Annotated in this window: 20 protein-coding genes; 9 read left to right on the top strand and 11 right to left on the bottom strand. The window is 69.4% G+C overall.

Annotated features, from left to right (window positions below; all coding sequences use genetic code 11):
- The first annotated feature begins 64 nt into the window (after nt 1–64).
- Together ACZ5IK_RS07230 and ACZ5IK_RS07225 are read left to right on the top strand one after the other, a co-directional pair.
- Nucleotides 65–1351, top strand: a complete 1287-nt coding sequence (locus tag ACZ5IK_RS07230; RefSeq protein WP_465486975.1) for a hydroxyacid-oxoacid transhydrogenase — start codon at nt 65–67, stop codon at nt 1349–1351.
- Complete coding sequence (locus ACZ5IK_RS07225; RefSeq protein WP_465486974.1) at nt 1345–1764, top strand: acyl-CoA thioesterase; 420 nt, start codon at nt 1345–1347, stop codon at nt 1762–1764. Before ACZ5IK_RS07230 ends, ACZ5IK_RS07225 begins: the two co-directional genes overlap by 7 nt.
- Here the strand turns inward: ACZ5IK_RS07225 and ACZ5IK_RS07220 are convergent.
- From ACZ5IK_RS07220 to lanKC, 4 genes are all read right to left on the bottom strand, one after another.
- Entirely contained in the window at nt 1720–3456 is a 1737-nt protein-coding gene (locus ACZ5IK_RS07220; protein WP_465486973.1) for an ABC transporter ATP-binding protein, read from the bottom strand. The two genes, ACZ5IK_RS07225 and ACZ5IK_RS07220, sit on opposite strands and share 45 nt — an antisense overlap.
- A complete protein-coding gene (locus ACZ5IK_RS07215; RefSeq protein ID WP_465486972.1) occupies nt 3453–5120 on the bottom strand; it encodes an ABC transporter ATP-binding protein in 1668 nt (555 codons plus the stop codon). Before ACZ5IK_RS07215 ends, ACZ5IK_RS07220 begins: the two co-directional genes overlap by 4 nt.
- Before the next feature lie 122 nt (nt 5121–5242).
- The gene (locus ACZ5IK_RS07210; RefSeq protein ID WP_101613675.1) at nt 5243–5383 is read right to left on the bottom strand and encodes a SapB/AmfS family lanthipeptide; all 141 of its coding nucleotides are present in this window, start codon (nt 5381–5383) and stop codon (nt 5243–5245) included.
- A 38-nt stretch (nt 5384–5421) separates the two neighbouring features.
- Nucleotides 5422–7965, bottom strand: a complete 2544-nt coding sequence (gene lanKC / locus ACZ5IK_RS07205; protein WP_465486971.1) for a class III lanthionine synthetase LanKC — start codon at nt 7963–7965, stop codon at nt 5422–5424.
- 426 nt (nt 7966–8391) lie between these two features.
- On the opposite strand from lanKC, the gene ACZ5IK_RS07200 reads away from it, so the two are divergent.
- Together ACZ5IK_RS07200 and ACZ5IK_RS07195 are read left to right on the top strand one after the other, a co-directional pair.
- A complete protein-coding gene (locus ACZ5IK_RS07200; RefSeq protein ID WP_465486970.1) occupies nt 8392–8757 on the top strand; it encodes a hypothetical protein in 366 nt (121 codons plus the stop codon).
- Nucleotides 8750–9184, top strand: coding sequence for a hypothetical protein (locus ACZ5IK_RS07195; protein ID WP_465486969.1), 435 nt, complete (start codon nt 8750–8752; stop codon nt 9182–9184). Before ACZ5IK_RS07200 ends, ACZ5IK_RS07195 begins: the two co-directional genes overlap by 8 nt.
- A gap of 266 nt (nt 9185–9450) precedes the next feature.
- Here the strand turns inward: ACZ5IK_RS07195 and ACZ5IK_RS07190 are convergent, their stop codons facing one another.
- Entirely contained in the window at nt 9451–10437 is a 987-nt protein-coding gene (locus ACZ5IK_RS07190; protein ID WP_465486968.1) for an MCE family protein, read from the bottom strand.
- A gap of 108 nt (nt 10438–10545) precedes the next feature.
- The gene (locus ACZ5IK_RS07185; RefSeq protein ID WP_465486967.1) at nt 10546–10938 is read right to left on the bottom strand and encodes a MerR family transcriptional regulator; all 393 of its coding nucleotides are present in this window, start codon (nt 10936–10938) and stop codon (nt 10546–10548) included.
- A 55-nt stretch (nt 10939–10993) separates the two neighbouring features.
- Between ACZ5IK_RS07185 and ACZ5IK_RS07180 the strand changes: the two genes are divergently transcribed.
- Nucleotides 10994–11953, top strand: a complete 960-nt coding sequence (locus ACZ5IK_RS07180; RefSeq protein WP_465486966.1) for an SDR family NAD(P)-dependent oxidoreductase — start codon at nt 10994–10996, stop codon at nt 11951–11953.
- On the opposite strand, the gene ACZ5IK_RS07175 is transcribed toward ACZ5IK_RS07180, so the two are convergent.
- Complete coding sequence (locus ACZ5IK_RS07175; protein WP_465486965.1) at nt 11928–13025, bottom strand: alpha/beta hydrolase family protein; 1098 nt, start codon at nt 13023–13025, stop codon at nt 11928–11930. The genes ACZ5IK_RS07180 and ACZ5IK_RS07175 overlap by 26 nt on opposite strands.
- A gap of 138 nt (nt 13026–13163) precedes the next feature.
- On the opposite strand from ACZ5IK_RS07175, the gene ACZ5IK_RS07170 reads away from it, so the two are divergent.
- Together ACZ5IK_RS07170 and ACZ5IK_RS07165 are read left to right on the top strand one after the other, a co-directional pair.
- Complete coding sequence (locus ACZ5IK_RS07170) at nt 13164–14369, top strand: sensor histidine kinase (RefSeq protein ID WP_465486964.1); 1206 nt, start codon at nt 13164–13166, stop codon at nt 14367–14369.
- Nucleotides 14366–15013, top strand: a complete 648-nt coding sequence (locus tag ACZ5IK_RS07165) for a response regulator (RefSeq protein ID WP_465486963.1) — start codon at nt 14366–14368, stop codon at nt 15011–15013. Before ACZ5IK_RS07170 ends, ACZ5IK_RS07165 begins: the two co-directional genes overlap by 4 nt.
- Here ACZ5IK_RS07165 and ACZ5IK_RS07160 read toward each other — a convergent pair.
- Together ACZ5IK_RS07160 and ACZ5IK_RS07155 are read right to left on the bottom strand one after the other, a co-directional pair.
- Entirely contained in the window at nt 15003–15647 is a 645-nt protein-coding gene (locus ACZ5IK_RS07160; protein WP_465486962.1) for a GNAT family N-acetyltransferase, read from the bottom strand. The genes ACZ5IK_RS07165 and ACZ5IK_RS07160 overlap by 11 nt on opposite strands.
- A 182-nt stretch (nt 15648–15829) precedes the next feature.
- Complete coding sequence (locus tag ACZ5IK_RS07155; protein ID WP_037319102.1) at nt 15830–16033, bottom strand: cold-shock protein; 204 nt, start codon at nt 16031–16033, stop codon at nt 15830–15832.
- Between the two features lie 198 nt (nt 16034–16231).
- Between ACZ5IK_RS07155 and ACZ5IK_RS07150 the strand changes: the two genes are divergently transcribed.
- Entirely contained in the window at nt 16232–17125 is an 894-nt protein-coding gene (locus ACZ5IK_RS07150) for an alpha/beta hydrolase (RefSeq protein WP_465486961.1), read from the top strand.
- Nucleotides 17126–17159: 34 nt separating this feature from the next.
- Nucleotides 17160–17885 carry a MerR family transcriptional regulator gene (locus tag ACZ5IK_RS07145; RefSeq protein ID WP_465486960.1) on the top strand — a complete coding sequence of 242 codons (726 nt, stop codon included), beginning with the start codon at nt 17160–17162 and terminating at the stop codon, nt 17883–17885.
- Between the two features lie 50 nt (nt 17886–17935).
- Here the strand turns inward: ACZ5IK_RS07145 and ACZ5IK_RS07140 are convergent, their stop codons facing one another.
- Nucleotides 17936–18100 (bottom strand): dihydrofolate reductase family protein, encoded by a 165-nt coding sequence (locus ACZ5IK_RS07140; RefSeq protein WP_465487242.1) that lies wholly within the window; start codon nt 18098–18100, stop codon nt 17936–17938.
- Nucleotides 18101–18352: 252 nt separating this feature from the next.
- Nucleotides 18353–19216, bottom strand: coding sequence for a hypothetical protein (locus ACZ5IK_RS07135; RefSeq protein ID WP_465486959.1), 864 nt, complete (start codon nt 19214–19216; stop codon nt 18353–18355).
- Between the last annotated feature and the right edge of the window lie 14 nt (nt 19217–19230).

Below are 19230 nucleotides of genomic sequence, written 5' to 3'. Positions count from 1 at the left end.
CGGCAACCCCGGGGCGGCAGAATGTCCGATATCGGAGCGTGTTCGAGCAAGGGAGCACGAAAACGTGACCTCAGCCACCGCTGGACGTGAAACAGTTTTCACTTACGGCGCACCGGCCTTGAAATACGGTGCCGGGTCGAGCGATGAGATCGGCTACGACCTCACCCAGTACGGCGCCCGGCGGGTGCTCGTATTGACCGACGCGGGTGTCGCCGCGACGGGCTGGCCACAACGGATCGCCGAAGGCATCGAGACCTACGGCATCGAGGCGGTCGTCTTCGACGGCGTGCACGTCGAGCCGACCGACGTCAGCATGCGGAAGGCCGTCGACTTCGCCAGAGGACAGGGCGAGTGGGACGCCTTCGTCGCCGTCGGCGGCGGATCGGCCATCGACACCGCGAAGGCGGTGAACCTGTTGACCAGCAACGACGGTGACCTGCTGGACTACGTCAACGCGCCGGTCGGCGGCGGCCGCGCGCCGAGCGCGCCACTGAAACCGCTGGTCGCGGTGCCGACCACCACCGGGACCGGTTCGGAGAGCACCACCGTCTGCGTGCTGGACGTGTTGTCACTGCGGGTGAAGAGCGGCATCAGCCATCTACGGCTGCGGCCGAGTCTCGCCGTCGTCGACCCGAGGCTGACGGTTTCCCAGCCGCCGGAGGTGACCGCCGCGAGCGGGATGGACATCCTTTGCCACGCCGCGGAAAGCTACACGGCCAAGCCGTACACCGAGTTCGACCGCAAACGCCCGGAGGACCGGGTTCCTTACTGTGGCGCGAATCCGCTGGCCGACATGTTCGCCGAGCAGTCGCTGCGGCTGCTGTCGTGGGCGCTGCCCGCGGCCGTGCGGGACGGTTCGGACATGAAGGCGCGCGAGGCGATGGCGCTCGCGGCGACCTTCGCCGGGCTCGGGTTCGGCAACGCGGGGGTGCACATCCCGCACGCCAACGCGTATCCGATCGCCGGGCAGGTACGAGAATTCCATCCCGGCGGCTATCCGGGTGACGAGCCGATGGTGCCGCACGGGATGGCGGTGTCTTTGACGGCACCCGCGGCGTTCCGCTTCACCTTCGACGCGGCGCCGGACAGGCACCTGCGGGTGGCCCGGCTGCTCGCGCCGGACTACGAATGGCCGGGTGATCTGCAGGACCACCTGCCCGCGGTGCTGCGGCAGATCATGCGGGAGATCGGGATCCCCAACGGGATCGGCGACGTCGGCTACACCGAGTCCGATGTGGACTCCTTGGTTTCCGGTACGGTGAAACAACAACGACTGCTGGCGACGGCGCCGCGCGTGGCGTCCGAAGAGGACCTCGCCGGGATCCTGCGGGATTCGGTGACGCTGTGGTGAACGCCGAGTACCCGCACTGGCAGACGGTTCCGTTGCGGTGGAAGGACAACGACGTCTACGGGCACGTCAACAACGTCGTCCACTATTCGGTGATGGACACCGTGATCAACACCTGGCTGATCGAACGCGGCGGGCTCGACATCGAAACCGGCGGGGTCATCGGGCTGTGCGTGGAATCGCAGTGCAAGTACCACGCTTCGGTGTCGTTCCCTGGAGAACTCGAGGTCGGCCTGCGGGTGGGGCATCTCGGCCGGTCGAGTGTCCGCTACGAGGTCGGGATGTACTCGAAGGAGACGGTGATCGCGGAGGGCACCTTCGTGCACGTCTTCGTCGATCGCGAGTCCCGGCGCCCGGTCGCCGTCGACGGCCTACTCAGGAGCGCGCTGGAAGAACTGCGCACTGGGCTGGGGTAACCGCGGCGACCACGCGTGCATGAGCTGGGCGTAGCGCGTGGACCGGTCCATCAGTTCGAGATGGGTGCCGAGGGCGGTTTCCTTGCCGTCCATCACCAGGACCCGGTCCGCGCGCAGCGCCGACGTCAGCCGGTGCGCGATCACCACCAGCACCCCGCCCCGCTCGGCGAACGCCCGTTCCGCGCGGGCTTCGGCGGGCGGGTCGAGGTGCGACGTCGCCTCGTCGAGGACGACGATGCCCGCGTCGCTCGCGTACACCCGCGCTAGCGCGATCAGCTGCGCCTCACCGGCGGACAGCGTCCCGTGCCCGATCTCGCCGTCGAGCCCGCCCAGCCGCGTCACCAGCGGTTCCGCGCCGACGGCCGCCACCGCCGCCCGCAGTTCGCCGTCCATCGCGGCCTGCGCGAACAGGCCGACGTTGTCCCGCACGGACCCCGCGAAGACGTAGGCCTCCTGCGGGATCAGCGCGACCATCCGGTGCCGCAGCGCCGCCGGGACCTCCCGGACCGGGACCCCGCCGAGCAGCACCCGTCCCGCCTGCGGTTCGAGCATCCCGGTCAGGAGCCCGGCCAGTGTCGACTTGCCGATTCCGCTCGGTCCCACCACCGCGAGCCGCTCGCCGGGCCGCAGATGCAGGTCGAGACCGCGCACCACCGGTTCCGCCGCCGCGCCCCAGCTGAAGGTCAGGTCGCGCACGTAGATCGCGGTCCCGTCCGGTTCGGCCGTGCCGTCGGCCTCCGGCTCGGCCTCCGCGGTCTCCGCCAGCCGCCGCAGCGCGACGATCAGCCGCAGCACCACGGTGCTCGCGGTCGCGGCCAAGCCCCGCAACGCCGGCTGCATCGTCGTCGCCAGGTAGACCAGCGCGCCGAGCGCGGCCCCGGCCGTGAGCGAGCCGTCCTTGACCATGCCCGGCGCCACCAGCAACGCCAGCAGCAGCGGCACGAACGCGCCGGTCGCGATCACCACCGACCGGGCCGCCCCGGACCGCGCCACCCGCACGGCCGCCTTCGCCTGTGTGTCGATGGCGTCGTAGAACTCAAGCGCGGCAAGAGGTTCCGCGCCGCAGGCGACGACGTCGCGCATACCGGACAGCGACGCGCCCGCGACCTCGGCGGTCCGCTCGTCGGCCAGCGCGAGCGCGCGCTGACGGCGGGCCAGCGAAGGCAGCAAGCAGGCGAACACGAGGATCGCGACCACCACCGGGATCGCGACGATCAGCGCGAGCGAACCGGCGACGGTGAACAGGCCGGCCAGCGCCGCCACCGTCGTCACGATCATCCCGCGCGCCTGCACCAGGAGCCCGGCCGTGGCGTCGCGGACCACTTCGACGTGCTGGGTGATGCGGGCGACGCCGCTGGCGTCCGGCTGGTTCCGCGGTGGTGCCGGATCGCGCAGGACCCCACGCACGACGGCGGTCACCAGCGCGTCGCGCAACGGCTCGACGACCTTGCCGAGCTGATGCCACACCAGCCGCGAACCGAGCGCGCCGATCACCGCGACCAGGCCGAAGATCGCGAGCCAACGCAGTCCGGTGCCTGGCCGATCCGCGGCAAACCCCTCGTCAACCGCGAGTTCGACCAGGCGCCCGGACAAGAACGCGGGCGCGCTCTCCAGTACGGAGCAGGCCAGCAGGACCAGCCCGCCTCTCCACTGCCCGGCCAGCGCCGAACGGTAGAGACCCCAGACGCTCACTGCGCGCCCTCGGTGAAAACTGCTTGATAAGCCGGATCTCGCCACAGCTCGGCGTGCGTACCGACCGCGCGGACCCGGCCGTCTTCCAGCCACACCACCGCGTCCGCCCGCGAGGCGGTGGCCGCGCGATGCGTCACCACCACCCGGGTCCGGCCGGGCAGGGTGCGTTCGATCGCCTCTTCGACGGCGGCTTCGGTGACCGTGTCGAGGCTGGCGGTGGCGTCGTCGAGGATGAGCACCCGCGGCGCGTGCGCTATCGCACGCGCCAGCCCGATGCGCTGCGCCTCCCCGCCGGACAGCGGCGTCTCCGAAAGCGGCGTCCGGTATCCGTTCGGCAGCCGGACGATCAGGTCGTCGACCTGCGCGGACTGACAGGCGCCGCGCACGGCGGCCTCACCGGCCCACGAGCCGTACCCGACGGCGTCGCCGATGGTCGCGCCGAGCAGCGCGGGACGTTCGAAGGCGAACCCGACGACCGCGCGGAGCTCGTACGGCCGCAGCTTCTCCAGCGGACGGCCGTCGAGCACCGCCGTCCCCTCGTCCGGGGTCACCAGCCCGCCGAGGACGTTGACCAGCACGGACTTCCCGGCGCCGGAGCGCCCGACGACCGCGGTGAACCGGCCGCCCCGCACGAGCAGGTCGACATCCCGCAGCGCGCCTTCGACGGTGACGCCGCGCAGTTCGAGCGTGCCCCGCCCGGGGACGACGCCCAGGTCACCCGGTTCGGGGACCGGCGATTCCCGCACCGCGCTGATCCGCTCCGCGCACGACCGCGCGCGGGAAAGTGTGGTGAGCAAAGGGATCTGGGTGATCAGGCCCATGCCGAGCGCGACGTAGCCGAGCGCCGCGAGGACCTGTCCGACGGACAGCCTGCCCTCCATCACGCCGAAACCGGCGGCGGCCAGCACCGCGAGTTCCGCCGCGGGCAGCAGCAGGCCCGAGCGCCACACCATCTTGGCCTGCGTGCGCCACATCCCCAGACCGGCGAGGCTCAGTTTCGGCAGTGGCCGCAGCACGCGTTCGGCCTCGCGGTCGGCGGTGCCCGACGCGGCGATCGTGCGGAGCCCGGCGACGGCGTCGATCATCCTCGCCGCCAGTTCGCCGGAGACCTCTTGATAGGTCAGGACGTCGTCGGCGGTGTTCTTCAGATGCGTGCGCGCCAGCATCAGCCCGAACGGGATGCTGGCGAGGAAGACGAGCGCGAGCCGCCAGTCCATCAGCGCGAGCAGGACGACGGATCCGCCGGAGATCAGGGTGGTCGACCCGAGCTGGACGACGACCGAGGCGACCATTCCGGCACCGGTGCAGTCACTGGTGAGCCTGCTGATCGCGTCGCCGTCGGCGAAGGCCGAGCGGGTGCCGAGCGCGAGATAGCGGTCGGTGAGTTCGCGACGCAGCCACGCGGTCGCGTAGGCCGTCATCCGCGCGGTCAGGATCCCGCCGATCAGGCCGACCGCGATCTCGGTGACACCGAGGACGATCAGCCAGGAGACCTCGGGGAGGCTGGGGCGTCCGGCCACCACGGCGTCGACCGCCTCGGCCAGTGCGCCGGGCAGGAGCAGGCCCGCCGCGGTCCCGGCGAGCGCGCAGAAGATCAGCGCGATCAGGCGGGGACGATCGAGCGCGGTCACCGAGACCAGCAGCCGATCGGCGGACCCCGCCATTCCACTCCTCAATCCGTGATCCCATCGAGACGAACCGGAAGGCAAAATGAAAGCGCGGGAGCGGCGCACTTGGCCTGTGCCGCTCCCGCACCTTCAGTGATCAGCTAGCGATGTGCCGGAGATCAGTGGCAGGTCAGCAGGCTGATGGTGCTGTTGTTGCAGGAAGCGAGCAGGCTCAGGTTGCTGCCCCCGCCGCCGCCGCCGTGGCCACCTTCGAGAACCTCGGGGGCTTCCAGGGCCTGCAAGTCGAGAACCAGTTCCATGGTGTTCCCTTTCATCGGTTACTTATTTCCGCCGGCCATCAGTGGCCGGTGGTCCTGGGGGACAGGAAAGGCAGCAAGGCCTTCCCGTCGAGGGTCGCGGCGAGGGCGAGGAGCACGCCCGCGCCGCCGGTGACGACGTCCATCGACAGCCGGAGCAGCTGGTTGCCGGGGAACGCCAGGCCGCCCTTGTACGGCATCGCGTACCAGGCCAGCCGGGAAAGATGCAGGTCGATGGTGTCGAGGACGCGTTGTTCCCGTTCGGCACCCATCGAGAGCGCGGTCATCAGCCCGCATCGGCCGAAGAAGAGGCCGGGATGGATGACGAACTCGCCACGACAAGCTTCACGAAGGCCGGGCAGGCTCTTCAGCGACTTCGCGTCCGGGCGGTACTTCGCCAGCTCCTCGGCGACCATGAGGATCCCCGCGCCGCCGACACCCACGTAGGGCAGCGTCCTGGACTCGCCGTCGCGGACCTGCAAGGAGCCGTCGTCGGACTCGGCGCACTCCTCGATGTCCCGCTCCAGCGCCTGGTCGGCGAAGGACAGCCAGCCCTCTTCACGGGTGCGCTCGAACAGCCGGACGAACAGCAGCGCCGGCCCGGACCACCCGTTGAGCAGGCCTGCCCTGGCGAACTTGCCGGGCGGGGCGGCGGTCTCGAGCGCCTCGGCGAGCCGGACCGCGGTGGCGAGCGCCTGCCTGCCGAACTCGTTGTCCTTGCGGGTCACCGCGAAGTGCAGCTGAGTGAGCCCGATGCCGGACAGGCCGCCTTCGAGGCTGTGGTCGGTGGTCTGTTCGACCAGCGTCGCCGACGACGCCAGCAGCTTGGTGGCCTCGTCGCGATACCCGAGCTCTTCGAGCACGTACGCGATTCCGTACGAGCCGTCGTAGAACCCCGGGCGATCCGGCGGATCGCGGCGGATCGAGTCCAGCAGCCAGCGTTCGTGATCGGGATGCCGCTCCCCGCCGACCGCGTTCAGGACGTGGAGGACACCGGCCGCGCCGTACCCGAAGCAGGCACCACCGACGCGGAACTGCTCGATGTCGCCGGGGAAGAGCCGATCGGTGCGCTCGGGGGTCGCGGAGGCGAGGATCCCCTCGGTGATCTGCTTGCGGACCAGTGCCCAGTCGGGCTTCTCCTGGTCGAGCTCGGTCGACGCGCTCTGAGGCGGAGCGTTCCGCGGCGCGAGCTCGGCGACGATCGAGTCGGCGTAGCCCTCCGGAACGTCGAAACGCCGCTGGACGAAGTCCGCGAGCCCGCGCAGCTTCGCCGGGGCGAGCTCGAGGAGCGTGGTGAGCGGCAAGAAGATCCACAGCTTCAGCACGGCGATCGCGTAGTCGTCGATCTCGAACCCGTTCCGGTCCCGCGGGGCGCGGAACCCGGGTGCGCCGAGCGCCGGCCGTTTGCCGCTGTCGGCGTCCGTGGCCATCTCGAAGTCGATCAGCCCGATCTTGTCGTCGTCGCCGTCGACCAGGATGTTCATCGAGTGCAGATCGCCGAAGACGATCCTCCGGTCGTGCACCTCGTCGACCATCCGTGCCACGCGGTCGACCAGCGCCAAGGCGCGTTCGGTGTAGGCGACGATGTCGTCCTCGGTGCAGTCCCGCCGGGTGAGCGGGTAGTTGCGGGCGAGCCAGCTGCCGAGGGAAACGCCCGGCATGTACTCCATGGCGAGGAAGTGGTGCTCCCAAACGGTGAACCGGTCGTAGGTCGCGGGGATGCCCTCGATGCCCTTCAGCCGCTCCAGCACCTCGTGCTCCCAGCGGAGGCGGTCGACGGCGTCGATCTCGTCGCGGTCGAGGCCGGCGAACGGCCTGGCCTCCTTGAGGACCACCTCTTCGCCGTCGTCCTTCCGGTCGGCGAGGTATACGCCGCCACCGTTCGAGAAGTGCAGTGAACTTTTCACCTGATAGGGGAACCGATCCGCGCCGCCGGCCTTGCGAGCTGCGAGATGAGGCGCGAGGAACTCCGGAATCGTCACCCAGTCGGGTACCGAGAAGGTCGGCTCGCGCTTGTCCGGGACCAACGTTCCGTCCGGTTTGCGCACCGCCAGGACACGTTTTCCGTCGAGTTCGACCCACTGTTCGGCGAATCCGCCGTAGCGGACGTAGAGCGGCCCGGCACCATACCGGAGATCACTGAGAATGTACGCACCGGGCTCCCCGTCGAGCTTCGCGGACAACTCGGCGAGAACGCGCTCGAGCTCGTTGTTGTCAGCTGGATAAAGAGTCAGTAACTTGCCGCTTCCGTCACGCGGGGCATATTTGGAATTTCGGGCCAGCAGGGTGCTCCGCGAACGCAGGTGCTTGTACGACAGATTGTGCTCAAGACAATGCTCATGCACCTTCACGAGCACTCGCTCAGCGTTGCCCAATCCTGCTGAAACGTGGATTTTCCAGCCCTGCAAGGGAAGGTTTCGAGCAAGAGGGTGCATCATGCGCCACACTCCGCGCACCCCGGTCCGCCAGCCCGACTCGGGAGCGGGCAGCAGGGAGGCGAAATCGTCGGCGGCGTCCCCGGTTTCGCGCTGCTCATCGAAGAACAGGGGATCGGCGAAGCAATACGCTTCGTATCGGACGTCCATCGAGCACCCCCTCCTTCGCACCAATCGGATGGGCCATGTGCACCATCGCGATGGGGAATATTCCACCCGCCGGACAGCAAACGGCCAATCCGCCATACCGGGGGTTCGGATGGGCTGTTCAGGGACGTGAATTCGAAACCTACCGAATGGTAGGGGTACCCAGGGTGAGATCAACACGGATTTCAACCACCCGGTCGGTGTGTAACAGGAACGTACGTGCGACGTAATCCCTGGTCCCGACACCGATCACAATAATGCGCGACCGAATTGGCCGAACGCCAATCGAGCGCGCTTCGTGATCTATTCACCTGAGGTCTGGACCACTGGTCGCCTCCGTGGTCTCCGCCACGCACCCCACCGGTCGCCCGTCGGGCGCGACCCGTCCGGAGGTACGTTGTCGCCGGTGGAGCGGGTAAGGAGGCGGGCGTGATCACAGGCTTCGCGGTGACCGTCGCGATCTGCGCGACGTTGGTCGCGGTATGGAGTTTCGTGCAGTCCGCGCGCAGGAAACTGCCGGACAACCCGCTGCTCGCCGGCTTGGCCGTCGTCGAACTCCTCCTGGTGGTCCAGCTCGTCATCGGCGTCGTGCTGCTGATCGACGGCGGCCGCCCAGGCAGCATGGCCACCTATCTCGCCTACCTGATCGGCTCCCTGGTCGTGCTCCCGCTCGGGACGTTCTGGGCACTGGCCGAGCGCACGCGGTCGAGCACCGCGATCCTCGGGATCGCCTGCCTCGCCATCCCGGTGATGGTGCTCCGGCTGCACGAGGTGTGGGCGGGCGCGAGTGCCTGAAGAAACCGAGGAGAACACGGTGGACACCGCTACCGACACCCGTACGGACAAGGCCTCCGGCCCGGGACGCGTCCTGGTGGCCGTCTACGCGATCTTCGCGCTGGCGGCGACGTCACGCGCCGCCGTGCAGATCAGCACCAAGTTCGGTGAGGCCCCGCTGGCCTACGCCCTCTCCGCCTTCGCGGCCGTCGTCTATCTCCTGGCCACCGTCGCCCTGGCCCGCCGCGGCGCGGGATGGTGGCGGATCGCGCTGGTCGCCTGCGGGATCGAACTGCTCGGCGTGCTGACCGTCGGGACGTTCAGCCTCTTCGACCGCGAGGCCTTCCCGCACGCGACCGTGTGGTCGGTGTACGGGCAGGGCTATCTGTTCATCCCGCTGGTGCTGCCGGTGGTCGGGCTGTTCTGGCTGCGGCGGACGAAGCCCTGACGATCGGGTCGGCCGATCCTCACGCGACCGCGTCGCGATCGATGCCCCCAATGCCACATTGGGAACATCCGCCGCCCACCCTCTTCCTCCGGTCGAGCGTCTAGCGACTGGCAGGGACGGTCATTGAGGGGTACGGCAACGGTGACGTGACCCTCACGCCCCACAGGGGTTCCCAATGTCGCATTTGAGGCGCTCAGCGTCTCAAATGCGACATTGGGAACATCGGCCGGTGAGAGACCCACCGCCCTTACCACTCACGAGGTGAGTCACTTCTCGAAGCAGCCCTTCTCGTTGATCGGGCCGAACGACGGCAGGACGAGCCCGCACAGGTAGCCGTCGATCCAGTGCCCGTTGCCCGCGACGTTGGTGAGCACGCGGATCGCCGGAGCGAACGCGGCGATGCCCTTGGCCAGCGAGTCCTGGTTGCGCTGGAGCATCGACGTCAGCCGGTCGAGTTGCTCGAGAACCGGCCCGAGTTGCCCGTCGTTGTCGGCGATGATGCCGTCGAGGGCGGTCGCGAGCCGTTTCGATCCGTCGAGCAGGTCCTTGATCGCCTGCTGCCGGGTGGAAATCGCGCGCAGCAGCGCGTTGCCGTCCTGGATCAGCCGCTGGGCCTCGGTGTCGCGGTCGACGAGGGTCTGCGAGACCTGCCGCGTGTTCGCCACCAGTGTCCGGAGTTGCCGGTCGCGGGAGGCGATGGTGCCGGACAGCTTCGAAATCCCGTCGAGTGCGGCGCGGACGTCGGCGGGCGTGTCGGCGAAAGTGGCCGAGATGGCGTCGAAACTCTTGGCGAGCTGGTCGACATCGATGGCGTCGACGGTTTTCGACAGATCCCGAAACGCTTCAAGGACGTCGTACGGCGCGGTGGTTCGCCGCAGCGGGATCGGTTCGCCAGGATCGAGGACCGCTTCACCGCGTGGGTCGAGCGCCAAGTACTTCTGCCCCAGGACGTTCTTGATCCGGATGGACGCGCTCGTGGCGTCGCCGAGCCACGCGTCCTTCACCCGGAACGAGACGCGCACACGATCGCCTTCGAGGTCGATCTCGGACACTTTGCCGACCTTGACCCCGGCGACCCGGACGTCGTTGTCCTCGTGCAGCCCGCCCGCGTCGGAGAATTCGGCCGAATAAGTGGTGCCGCCGCCGATCACCGGCAGGGCGTCGGCGTTGAGCGCCGCCGCCATCCCGAGTGCCATCGTGGTGAGTCCCGCGAGCGCCATCTTGACCGGATCCACCGCGCCGAAGGACCTCATCGCCTCACCTCGCAGGTCACAAGCGGGAGAGCCTAGGGGCCGCCACGACCGATAGCCAGGCGAAACGTTGCACCGATCGGGTGGCGTCGTCTGTCCATTGTGGACACATCAGCGCCAGAGATCGCTAGCGGTCCCCCGCGCGACATGCTCCTCGTAAACCTCGACCTTCCTGCTGATCAACTCCAGGCAGTCGGCCAGTTCGGCGATCCGGTCGCGGACGGTGTTCTGGTGCTCCCGCAGCAGGTCCAGCCGCTTTTCCTCGTTACCCGGCCCCTGCCGGACGAGCTCGGCGAACTCGCGGATCGTGGCGAGCGGCATCCCGGACGCCCGGAACTTCGTGCAGTTCAGGATCCATTCGACGTCGTGCTCGGTGTACACGCGGCGGCCGTTCGCATCCCGTTTCACCGGCCCCGCGAGCAGCCCTTCCTTCTCGTAGAAGCGAAGCGCGTGCACGCTGAGGCCCGTCCGGTCGGTGACCTTGCCGATCGCGAGTTCCGTCACGTGGCCGACGATAGCGTTTGACCTAGAGAGCCCTCTAGCTCCTAGCGTTCGCCGCATGACCACCTCACAGCACAAGATCGGCTCCGGCTTCGGCGCCCGCAGCACCGCCGAAGAGGTCCTGCGCGGAATCGACCTCTCCGGCAGGCTAGCCATCGTCACCGGCGGATATTCGGGGCTGGGCTTGGAAACCACGCGCGCCTTGGCGAACGCCGGAGCGCACGTGGTCGTCCCCGCCCGCCGTCCGGCCGACGCGGAGGCGGCCCTCGCGGGGATCTCCGGTACCGAGGTCGGCGAGCTCGACCTCGCCGACCTGACGAGTGTCGAGACCTTCGCCCGCCGGTTCCTCGGCACCGGACGTTCCGTCGACATCCTGATCGCGAACGCCGGGATCATGGCCGCGCCGGAACGGCGGGTCGGCCCCGGCTGGGAGTCGCATTTCGCGATCAACCACCTCGGCCACTTCGCCCTGGTGAACCGGCTCTGGCCGGCGCTGACGGCGGACGGCGGCGCCCGGGTCGTCATGGTGGCCTCCTCCGGTCACCACTCGTCCCCGATGCGCTGGGACGATGTCCAGTTCGAGGGCGGCTACGACCGCTGGCTCGCCTACGGCCAGGCCAAGACCGCGAACGTGCTGTTCTCGGTGCATCTGGACGCGATCGGCGCCGAGCACGGGATCCGCGCGTTCAGCCTGCATCCGGGCGCGATCCTCACTCCCCTGCAGCGTCATCTGCGGCAGGAGGAGATGGTCGGGTTCGGCTGGATCGACGAGAACGGAGACCAGGCCGACCCGGACTTCAAGTCGCCGGAGCAGGGCGCCGCCACCCAGGTCTGGGCGGCGACGTCACCACAATTGGCCGGCATGGGCGGGCTCTACTGCGAGGACTGCGACGTCGCCGAGATCGCCGCCGAAGAGGGCGAGTGGGTGGGAGTGCGCCCCTTCGCGATCGACGCCGGTGAGGCCGCGCGGCTCTGGCAGGTTTCCACCGGCCTCACCGGGGTCGGTTCCAGAACTTGATCTCGGGGTTGCCCGCCACCAGTCCGTCCAGCAACGGCTGACGTCCGCCACGCAGGTTCTTGTCGAAGAAGGCGAAGATGTAAGCCCTGGTCAGTGCCAATCCGCGGTCGCCGCCGAGGGTGCCGGGCGGAGCGAGGCCCAGCTGCTCGCCGAGCGGGCCGACGTCGGTGAAGGACGCGTGCCCGGCCGTCGCGACACTGATCCAGCGCTTCCAGCCGGTGAGGTTCGGCCAACTGCCCGCCCAGGTTGTGTCCGGACCGGCCGGGGTGTACTCGCTTTCGCGGCCGAGCAGCAGGAACGGCCGGTCGATCCCGGACGCGGGGACCGGTGACCACAGCCTGCCGTCCAGGTCGGCGCCGGCGCGGATCCGCTGGTCGGCGACCATCGCCGTGGGCGTGCTGTAGCCGCCGATGGAGTGCCCGGCCATGCCGATCCGCGCTCGGTCGATCAGCCGGGACCACGGCGACGAGGGCTTGGTCAGCGTGTCGAGGACGAACGAGACGTCCGCGGATCGGATCGGCGGGATCAGCGTGGACTCGGATCCGCACGCGGCGCATTCGGTGACGCGCCCGTCCGGGAAGGCCGTGCCGTGGGATTCGTAGTTGTGGCCGATCAGCGCGACCACGAAACCCTTGCTCGCCAGCTCTTCCGCCAGCCCGGTGAGCGTGATGCGCGGTTTGCCGAATCCCGGCGACAGGACGACCAGCGCGCGCTTTCCCGGCAGGGGCGGGGCGTCGACCCGCGCGCTGGTCCGGATCCCGGAGAGCCGCGCGGGATCGACGTCGGGGACGCCGGATTCGGTCAGGAACGCCTTGGCCTCGGCCAACGTGAGGTACGGGCGTTTCGGGCCGAACGGCAGCGCCGGGTAGAACAGCGACACCATCAGCTCGCGCGGCCCCGTCGGCACCCACGGGTCCTGACGCACGGAGTCGACCAAGTGCAGATCAGTGGAGCCGACCGGATGCGGACCGGTCGGCGGCGGCAACGTCAAGGACGCCGCGGCCGCCGAAGCCGGGCTCGCCAAGGGCACCATGGCGGCGAGGGCGACCAGCGCGACGAGAAGCCTTCTCATGAGGATTCCGTTTCTGTCGAGGATCTTCCGCCACCAGCCTGCGACCCGGCGCCGTATTCGCGCGTCTGTCGCAGGTCGTATGCCGGGGTCTGCCGCGAGGTGGATCCGCTCCGTCCGATCCGGGATTACGCTCGGCTGGTGCTCGCCATCCTCAGGAGTCACCCGAAGGCCGTGGACCTCGGACTGACCGTACTCATCGGACTGTCCACTGTGGTCACCGCCGATGACCCCGAGGGTTTCGAGTGGTGGCTTGCCTCCTTGGTGTCCTTGGCTTCTTTGCTGATCCGGCACCGCAGCCCCACGATCACGTTCGCGGCCGGGGCGACGGTCTCCCTCCTGCATCTGGCCATGGGCAACGATCTCCGCCCGGTCGACTTCGTGGCGTTGATCGGTCTCTTCTCCGTCGCGGCGTGGGGGTCGCGACGGCTTTCCCTCGCTCTGCTGGCGGCGGGCCTGCTCGTCGCCGGAGCGTGGTCGTTCCATGCCGCCGAAACGAACTCGCGGACGTCGGATCCGGAACCGCCGCGGATCATCATCATCGATCGGCTGGCACCACCCACCGACCTCGACGACGACCATCGCCAGGTCCAGGACTGGGGCGGGTTCGCAGGCATCGGCCTCTCGCTCGCGGTGGCTTGGCTGGCCGGATTGAACACGCGGCAGCGCCGGATCCGGCTCTCGGTCCTGGAGCAGCGGGCCGCCGATCTCGAGCGCGAGCGCGACACCCAGGCCGCGCTGGCCGTCGCCGCCGAACGCGGGCGGATCAGCCGCGAACTGCACGACGTCGTCGCGCACGCGCTTTCGGTGGTGGTGCTGCAGGCCCAAGGCGCCCAGGCGGAGCTGGAGCGGCGGCCCGAGCGAGCGCGGGAGGCGCTGGACGCCATCGTCGGCACCGGGCGGACCGCCTTGAGCGAGATCCGGCGGCTGCTCGGCGCGCTCGGCGACGACACGCCGGACTGGGAACCCCAGCCGGGCGCGGAACGCCTGCCGCGGCTGGCCGCCGACATCCGCGCCGCGGGTACGCCAGTCGAGTTCGTGGTCGAAGGGGCACCCCGGCCACTTCCGTCCACTGTGGACTTGGCGGCCTATCGGATCGTGCAGGAGGCACTGACGAACGTGCTGAAACACGCCGGTCCGGACGCGTCGGTGACTATCGTGATGCGCTACGGACCCGGCGCGCTGGACATCGAGGTGACCGATGACGGCGTCGCGGCGGTACCACCGTCCGGCACCGGGCACGGCCTCGAAGGAATGCGGGAACGAGTGAACGTACTGGGCGGCACCTTCGACGCGGGACCGCGTCCGGACCACGGCTTCGCCGTCCGCGCGAGCCTGCCGTCATGACTATCCGGGTGGTCATCGCCGACGACCAGACGCTCGTGCGCACCGGCCTGCGGATGATCCTGGACAACGCCGACGACATCGACGTCGTCGGCGAGGCAGGCGACGGCGCGGAGGCCGTCAGGATGGTGGCGGACGTCGATCCCGACGTCGTGCTCATGGACATCCGGATGCCCGAGATGGACGGCGTCGAGGCCACCGCCGCGATCGCCGCGGCCCACCGCGCCCGCGTCCTGGTGCTGACCACCTTCGACCTGGACGAGTACGTCTACGCCGCGCTCCAGGCGGGGGCCAGCGGTTTCCTGCTCAAGGACGCGCTGGCGCCGGACCTGATCTCCGGCGTCCGCGTCGTCGCCGCCGGAGAAGCCACGCTCGCGCCCACCGTCACCCGTCGGCTGCTCGACCGCGTGGTCACCGGCCTGCCCGCGCCGTCGCCGGACGCCAGGCTCGCCCTGCTCACCGGCCGCGAACACGAAGTGCTCGAGCAGCTGGCCCGCGGTCTGTCCAACGCCGAGATCGCCGGGCTGCTGTACCTCTCGCAGGGGACCGTGAAGACCCACGTCGGCCGCATCCTCACGAAACTCGGCCTCCGCGACCGCGTCCAGGCGGTCGTCTTCGCCTACGAGTCCGGGATGATCAGCCGCTGACCGTGGCGGGCGCGCGCCAGTGCTTGCCGCGGCGGGGCCGCCGGTGCTGACCGCGCCGTCCGAGGTCGTCCGAGCCGTCGGAGGGGCGGGCGGCGAATTCCTCGGCCGTGATCCCCATCCGGACCAGGTACTTGATCTCGCCGCGCACCACTTCGGTGTCGCGCAGCCTGCCTTCCTCGCGGAAGCCCAGACCGCCGTGCAGCGAAAGGGACGCCAGGTTGCCGCCGTACACGCTGACCTCGCATTTACGGAAGCCGCGTTGCTCGAACATATGCGCCAGGAGAACGGTGATCGCGTCCGTGGCGTAGCCGCAGCGCTGGTGGCGAGGGGCGATCCCGATGCCGTAGCCGAACAGGCCGGTCACCGGGTCCGCGCCGATGGTGCAGACCGAGCCGACCAGCATCCGCCCGCGCACCGTCTCGATGCCGAAGTGAATATCGTCACCCGCCGAACCCGAACGGTGCGAGGCCCAATGGCGGTGCCCGCCACCGATCAGCGGCGTCGCCTCACGGGCCATGTCGCGGTCGAAGCCCATCAGGACCCGGCGGTCGCGGAGGCCGACCTCGCGCAGCCGCACCTTCCGACCGACCTGTTCCGGCTCCGTGGCGGAGCGGCTCACCGTGTCCGGCCGCACGCGTGCTCACGAACGATCACAAGCATCCCTTGACGATATCGGTAGCCGGAACACGAGCTCCAGAGCCCGTCGTCCAGCCCGCGGATGAGCCTGGACACACTCCCGGGCAGACGTCCCCGACCACCTGAAACGCCCGAAGGCCCCCACCCGGAGAGGGTAGGGGCCTTCGGTGTGAAAAAACGTCAGATGGCGACGACGCGCTGGGCCTGGGGGCCCTTCTGACCTTGGCCGATCTCGAATTCGACGCGCTGCCCTTCGTCCAGGGACTTGAAGCCGTTGCCCTGAATCTCCGAGTAGTGCACGAAAACGTCCGGTCCACCGTCGTCCTGAGCGATGAAGCCGAAGCCCTTTTCGCCGTTGAACCACTTAACGCTGCCCTGAGCCATACTTTTTACCTGCTCTTCATAGCGAGTCTGAGCCCATTCGATGCCCCGATCTCACTGGTAATTATCGCAGGTCTTCCCGAGCCGCACACGTCGTGTCCCGGAAAAGTTTGGTGGAGGGTCATCTTTCCGCAGGTCAGGCCAAAGATCTCGACCCGAAGCCTTGACCTTGACCCAGCGTCAGGGCCGGAGGCTTCCCACATGACGAACGACAGCACTTCCCCGGCCCGGTTCGCGCCGCCGATCGGGGGCTTCCAGGAGCTCGACGGCCGCCGCCTCTTCTTGCACCGATCGGGTGACGGCGGACCGGCCGTCGTGTTCCTTCCGGGCGCCAGTGCGGTCGGCCTGGACTACCTCGGGGTCCAGCAGGAGGTCGCGCGGTTCACCACCGCCGTGGTCTACGACCGCGGCGGCACGGGCTACAGCGATCCCCTCCCGCTGCCGCGCACTGCCGCCGAGGTGGCCACAGAGCTCCACGAACTGCTGCTCGCCCTGGACATCCCCGGCCCGTACGTCCTGGCGGCGCACTCCCTCGGAGGCCTCTACGCGCACGGGTTCGCGCAGCTTCACCCGCGAGAGGTGGCGGGACTGGTCTGGTTGGACGCCCTCCACCCCGCCTGGGACGACTTCATGCCTCCCTCGGCGAGCCTGGCCGAGGCCGAGCGGACGGCACCCGATCTCGACCGGCTGGACGAGCTGCGTCCGGTCCTCCGCGAGACGTACGCCGAGTTGCGCACCGGCTATCCGGACCACGTACGAGAGGCCCTGATAGAGGCCAAGGTGAGCGACGACTGGCTCCGCGCCGGCGTCGCCGAACGCACCGGCCTGGTCGAACTCGCCGCCGAGCTCCGAGCCGGGCCGGATCTGCCCGACGTCCCTGTGATCGCGCTCACCGTCGTGGGCACCGACCCCGCCCAGCCGGAACAGCTGTCCCGGGAGCTGCACGACGGCAAGACGAAAATGGACGCGGCCCTGGTGAGCAGGGTCTCCCGCGGCGAGCAGCGCGTCCTCACCGACACCTTGCACCACCGGCTCTGCTTCGACCGTCCCGATGCCGTGGCCCAGGCGATCCGCGATGTCGTCGACCGCTCCTAGACTCGGCGGCGGTTTCCGGCGACAGGGAGAACGGGTGCTCACGATCGGCCAGCTCGCGGCGACCGCCGGGGTGACCGTGCGTGCCGTCCGTCACTATCACCACGTCGGCCTGCTGCCCGAGCCCGGACGCGACGCCTCCGGCTATCGCCGGTACAGCGCGCAGGCGGCGGTGGACCTCATCCGGATCAGGACCCTCGCCGACGCCGGGGTGCCGCTGGCCCGGATCGACGCGCTGCTGCACGCCCGGCCCGCCGAGTTCGCCGCCGCCATCGCCGACATCGACGCCGAGCTGCGGCGCAAGATCGACCAGCTCGCCGAAAACCGCCTCCGGATCGCCGAACTGGCCGTCGGCGAACGGCTGGTCCTGCCTCCGGGCGTGGTCGCCCTCCTGGACCGGATGCGCGATCTGGGGGTCAGCGAACAGCGGGTCCTGCTCGAACGCGACGCGTGGATCCTGATGCGCGCGTTGGACCCGCACGTCGTGCCGGAGCGGCTACGGGAGAAGAACGCCGCCTTCGACGACCCCGAGACGCTGCGCGTCTATCTCGCCTGTGACCAGGCGATCGGCTGGGATCCGCGCGATCCGCGCCTCGACCGGCTCATCGACGACCTGGACGCCTGGGAGATCGATCACAAGGGCGATGGCGGGCGGCCGGGCTACCTCGAACTGGTCGTTTCCCGGATCTCCGAGGCGTCACCGGCGTGGCAGCGCGTCGTCGGTGAGCTCACTCACCGAGCCCGGCTGCGAAAGCGCAGGTGAGTAGCGGCCCCCGCGACGGGTTCACCCTGCGGGATCAGCTCGCCGAGACGTCAGCCGAACAGGCCGGTTCCCTGCCCCAGCACCACGGGGGCGAGGTGGAGGTGGACTTCGTCGAGCAGTCCCGCGGCGAGCACCTGCCCGGCGACGTCCTCACCCATCACCAGGACGTCCTTGTCGCCCGCGGCGGCCTTGGCACGCCGGAGCGCGGTCTCCAGCCCGCAGAAAGCGAACGTGCCGCCGTTGTCGCCGAAGAGGTGAACGCGAGGGTCGGGGCCACCGTCGACACGTCCAGCACCACCTTGCTCATCGCAAGGCCTCCTTCGCTTCGGTGGCGCCGCCGTCCGGCGCTCTCACCGAAGGGTCGGAGCCGCTCCGGACGTCTCGACATCCCGCAGCGCGCGTGGACAGCGAAAGGCCCGGGTACGGGTGTACCCGGGCCTCTGGTCCGCAATGAATCCTGGCGAGCGCTACTTACGGAGCAGGTTCTCCGCCGGACCGGTCAGTTGCTGCGCCAAACCGCCTTGGGACAACGAGCCGAGCACGGGCAAGTTGCCGCTCGTTCCTGTATTCGCGGGAAGGAGCCCACCGAGCACGGGCAAGTTGCCGCTCGTGCCCGTGTGCGCGGGAAGGAGCCCGCCGACCAGAGGAAGCTCGGAATCGGCCTTGTCTGCGCGCTGAGGCTGGCCCGGCACGGCGGTCATCGCCGGCATCGGCGTCGGGCGAGGGGCCTCGTTCGTGTTCGCGACCTGCGGCGCCTCTGCGTGGACGGCGGTCACCCGGGTGCCGGAGTCGGCGTTGAGCGGGTCGGAGGCGACGGTGCCGCTCAACGGAACGAGCGGAACCGCCAGTTCACTTTGGACGGGGATGGCCGGCTCGTGCCCCGCGAGCGCGTCCTCGACGTGCTCCACGCGAGGGAGGACCGGCAGGACAGGCAGCTGGGTCGCGCTCAGCTCGGCACCGAGCGGCTTGTACAGGTCCGGCTCCGGCAGGTCTTCGGCGACCTTGGTGACCTTGGGCGGCAGGAGGTCCAGCAGGTCCGCGGGCACCGGGTAGACCGGTCCGACCGGGGTCGTCGTGGGAGGCACCGCGGCCGGGACGTCGGTGACCATCGTGTCCACGGCGGGCCGCACCGAGTCCTGCGCCGCCGTGTCCAGCTGACGCAAGGCCTCGGACAGGCCGCTCGTCACCGGAGCGGTGGTCTGCTGGTCCAGCGGGGATGCCGGCAGGTCGGGGTTGACGTTCTCGGTCGCCGAGGCGATGCCCGTACCCAGCATCAGCAGGCCACCACTGGCAAGGGTGGCCTGAAGGATGTACTTAACCCAGTTCTGCATGACGAATACTCCTT

The sequence above is a fragment of the Amycolatopsis sp. NPDC031561 genome, assembly GCF_055580625.1.
This window is presented reverse-complemented; position numbering and strand designations above follow the sequence as displayed.

Excerpts from the sequence above, each read along its gene's own strand:
- ACZ5IK_RS07215 (WP_465486972.1), bottom strand. The coding sequence starts at position 5,120 with ATGGCGGGGTCCGCCGATCGGCTGCTGGTCTCGGTGACCGCGCTCGAT.
- ACZ5IK_RS07210 (WP_101613675.1), bottom strand. The coding sequence starts at position 5,383 with ATGGAACTGGTTCTCGACTTGCAGGCCCTGGAAGCCCCCGAGGTTCTC.
- lanKC (WP_465486971.1), bottom strand. The coding sequence starts at position 7,965 with ATGGACGTCCGATACGAAGCGTATTGCTTCGCCGATCCCCTGTTCTTC.
- ACZ5IK_RS07190 (WP_465486968.1), bottom strand. The coding sequence starts at position 10,437 with ATGAGGTCCTTCGGCGCGGTGGATCCGGTCAAGATGGCGCTCGCGGGA.
- ACZ5IK_RS07180 (WP_465486966.1), top strand. The coding sequence starts at position 10,994 with ATGACCACCTCACAGCACAAGATCGGCTCCGGCTTCGGCGCCCGCAGC.
- ACZ5IK_RS07175 (WP_465486965.1), bottom strand. The coding sequence starts at position 13,025 with ATGAGAAGGCTTCTCGTCGCGCTGGTCGCCCTCGCCGCCATGGTGCCC.
- ACZ5IK_RS07165 (WP_465486963.1), top strand. The coding sequence starts at position 14,366 with ATGACTATCCGGGTGGTCATCGCCGACGACCAGACGCTCGTGCGCACC.
- ACZ5IK_RS07155 (WP_037319102.1), bottom strand. The coding sequence starts at position 16,033 with ATGGCTCAGGGCAGCGTTAAGTGGTTCAACGGCGAAAAGGGCTTCGGC.
- ACZ5IK_RS07150 (WP_465486961.1), top strand. The coding sequence starts at position 16,232 with ATGACGAACGACAGCACTTCCCCGGCCCGGTTCGCGCCGCCGATCGGG.
- ACZ5IK_RS07135 (WP_465486959.1), bottom strand. The coding sequence starts at position 19,216 with ATGCAGAACTGGGTTAAGTACATCCTTCAGGCCACCCTTGCCAGTGGT.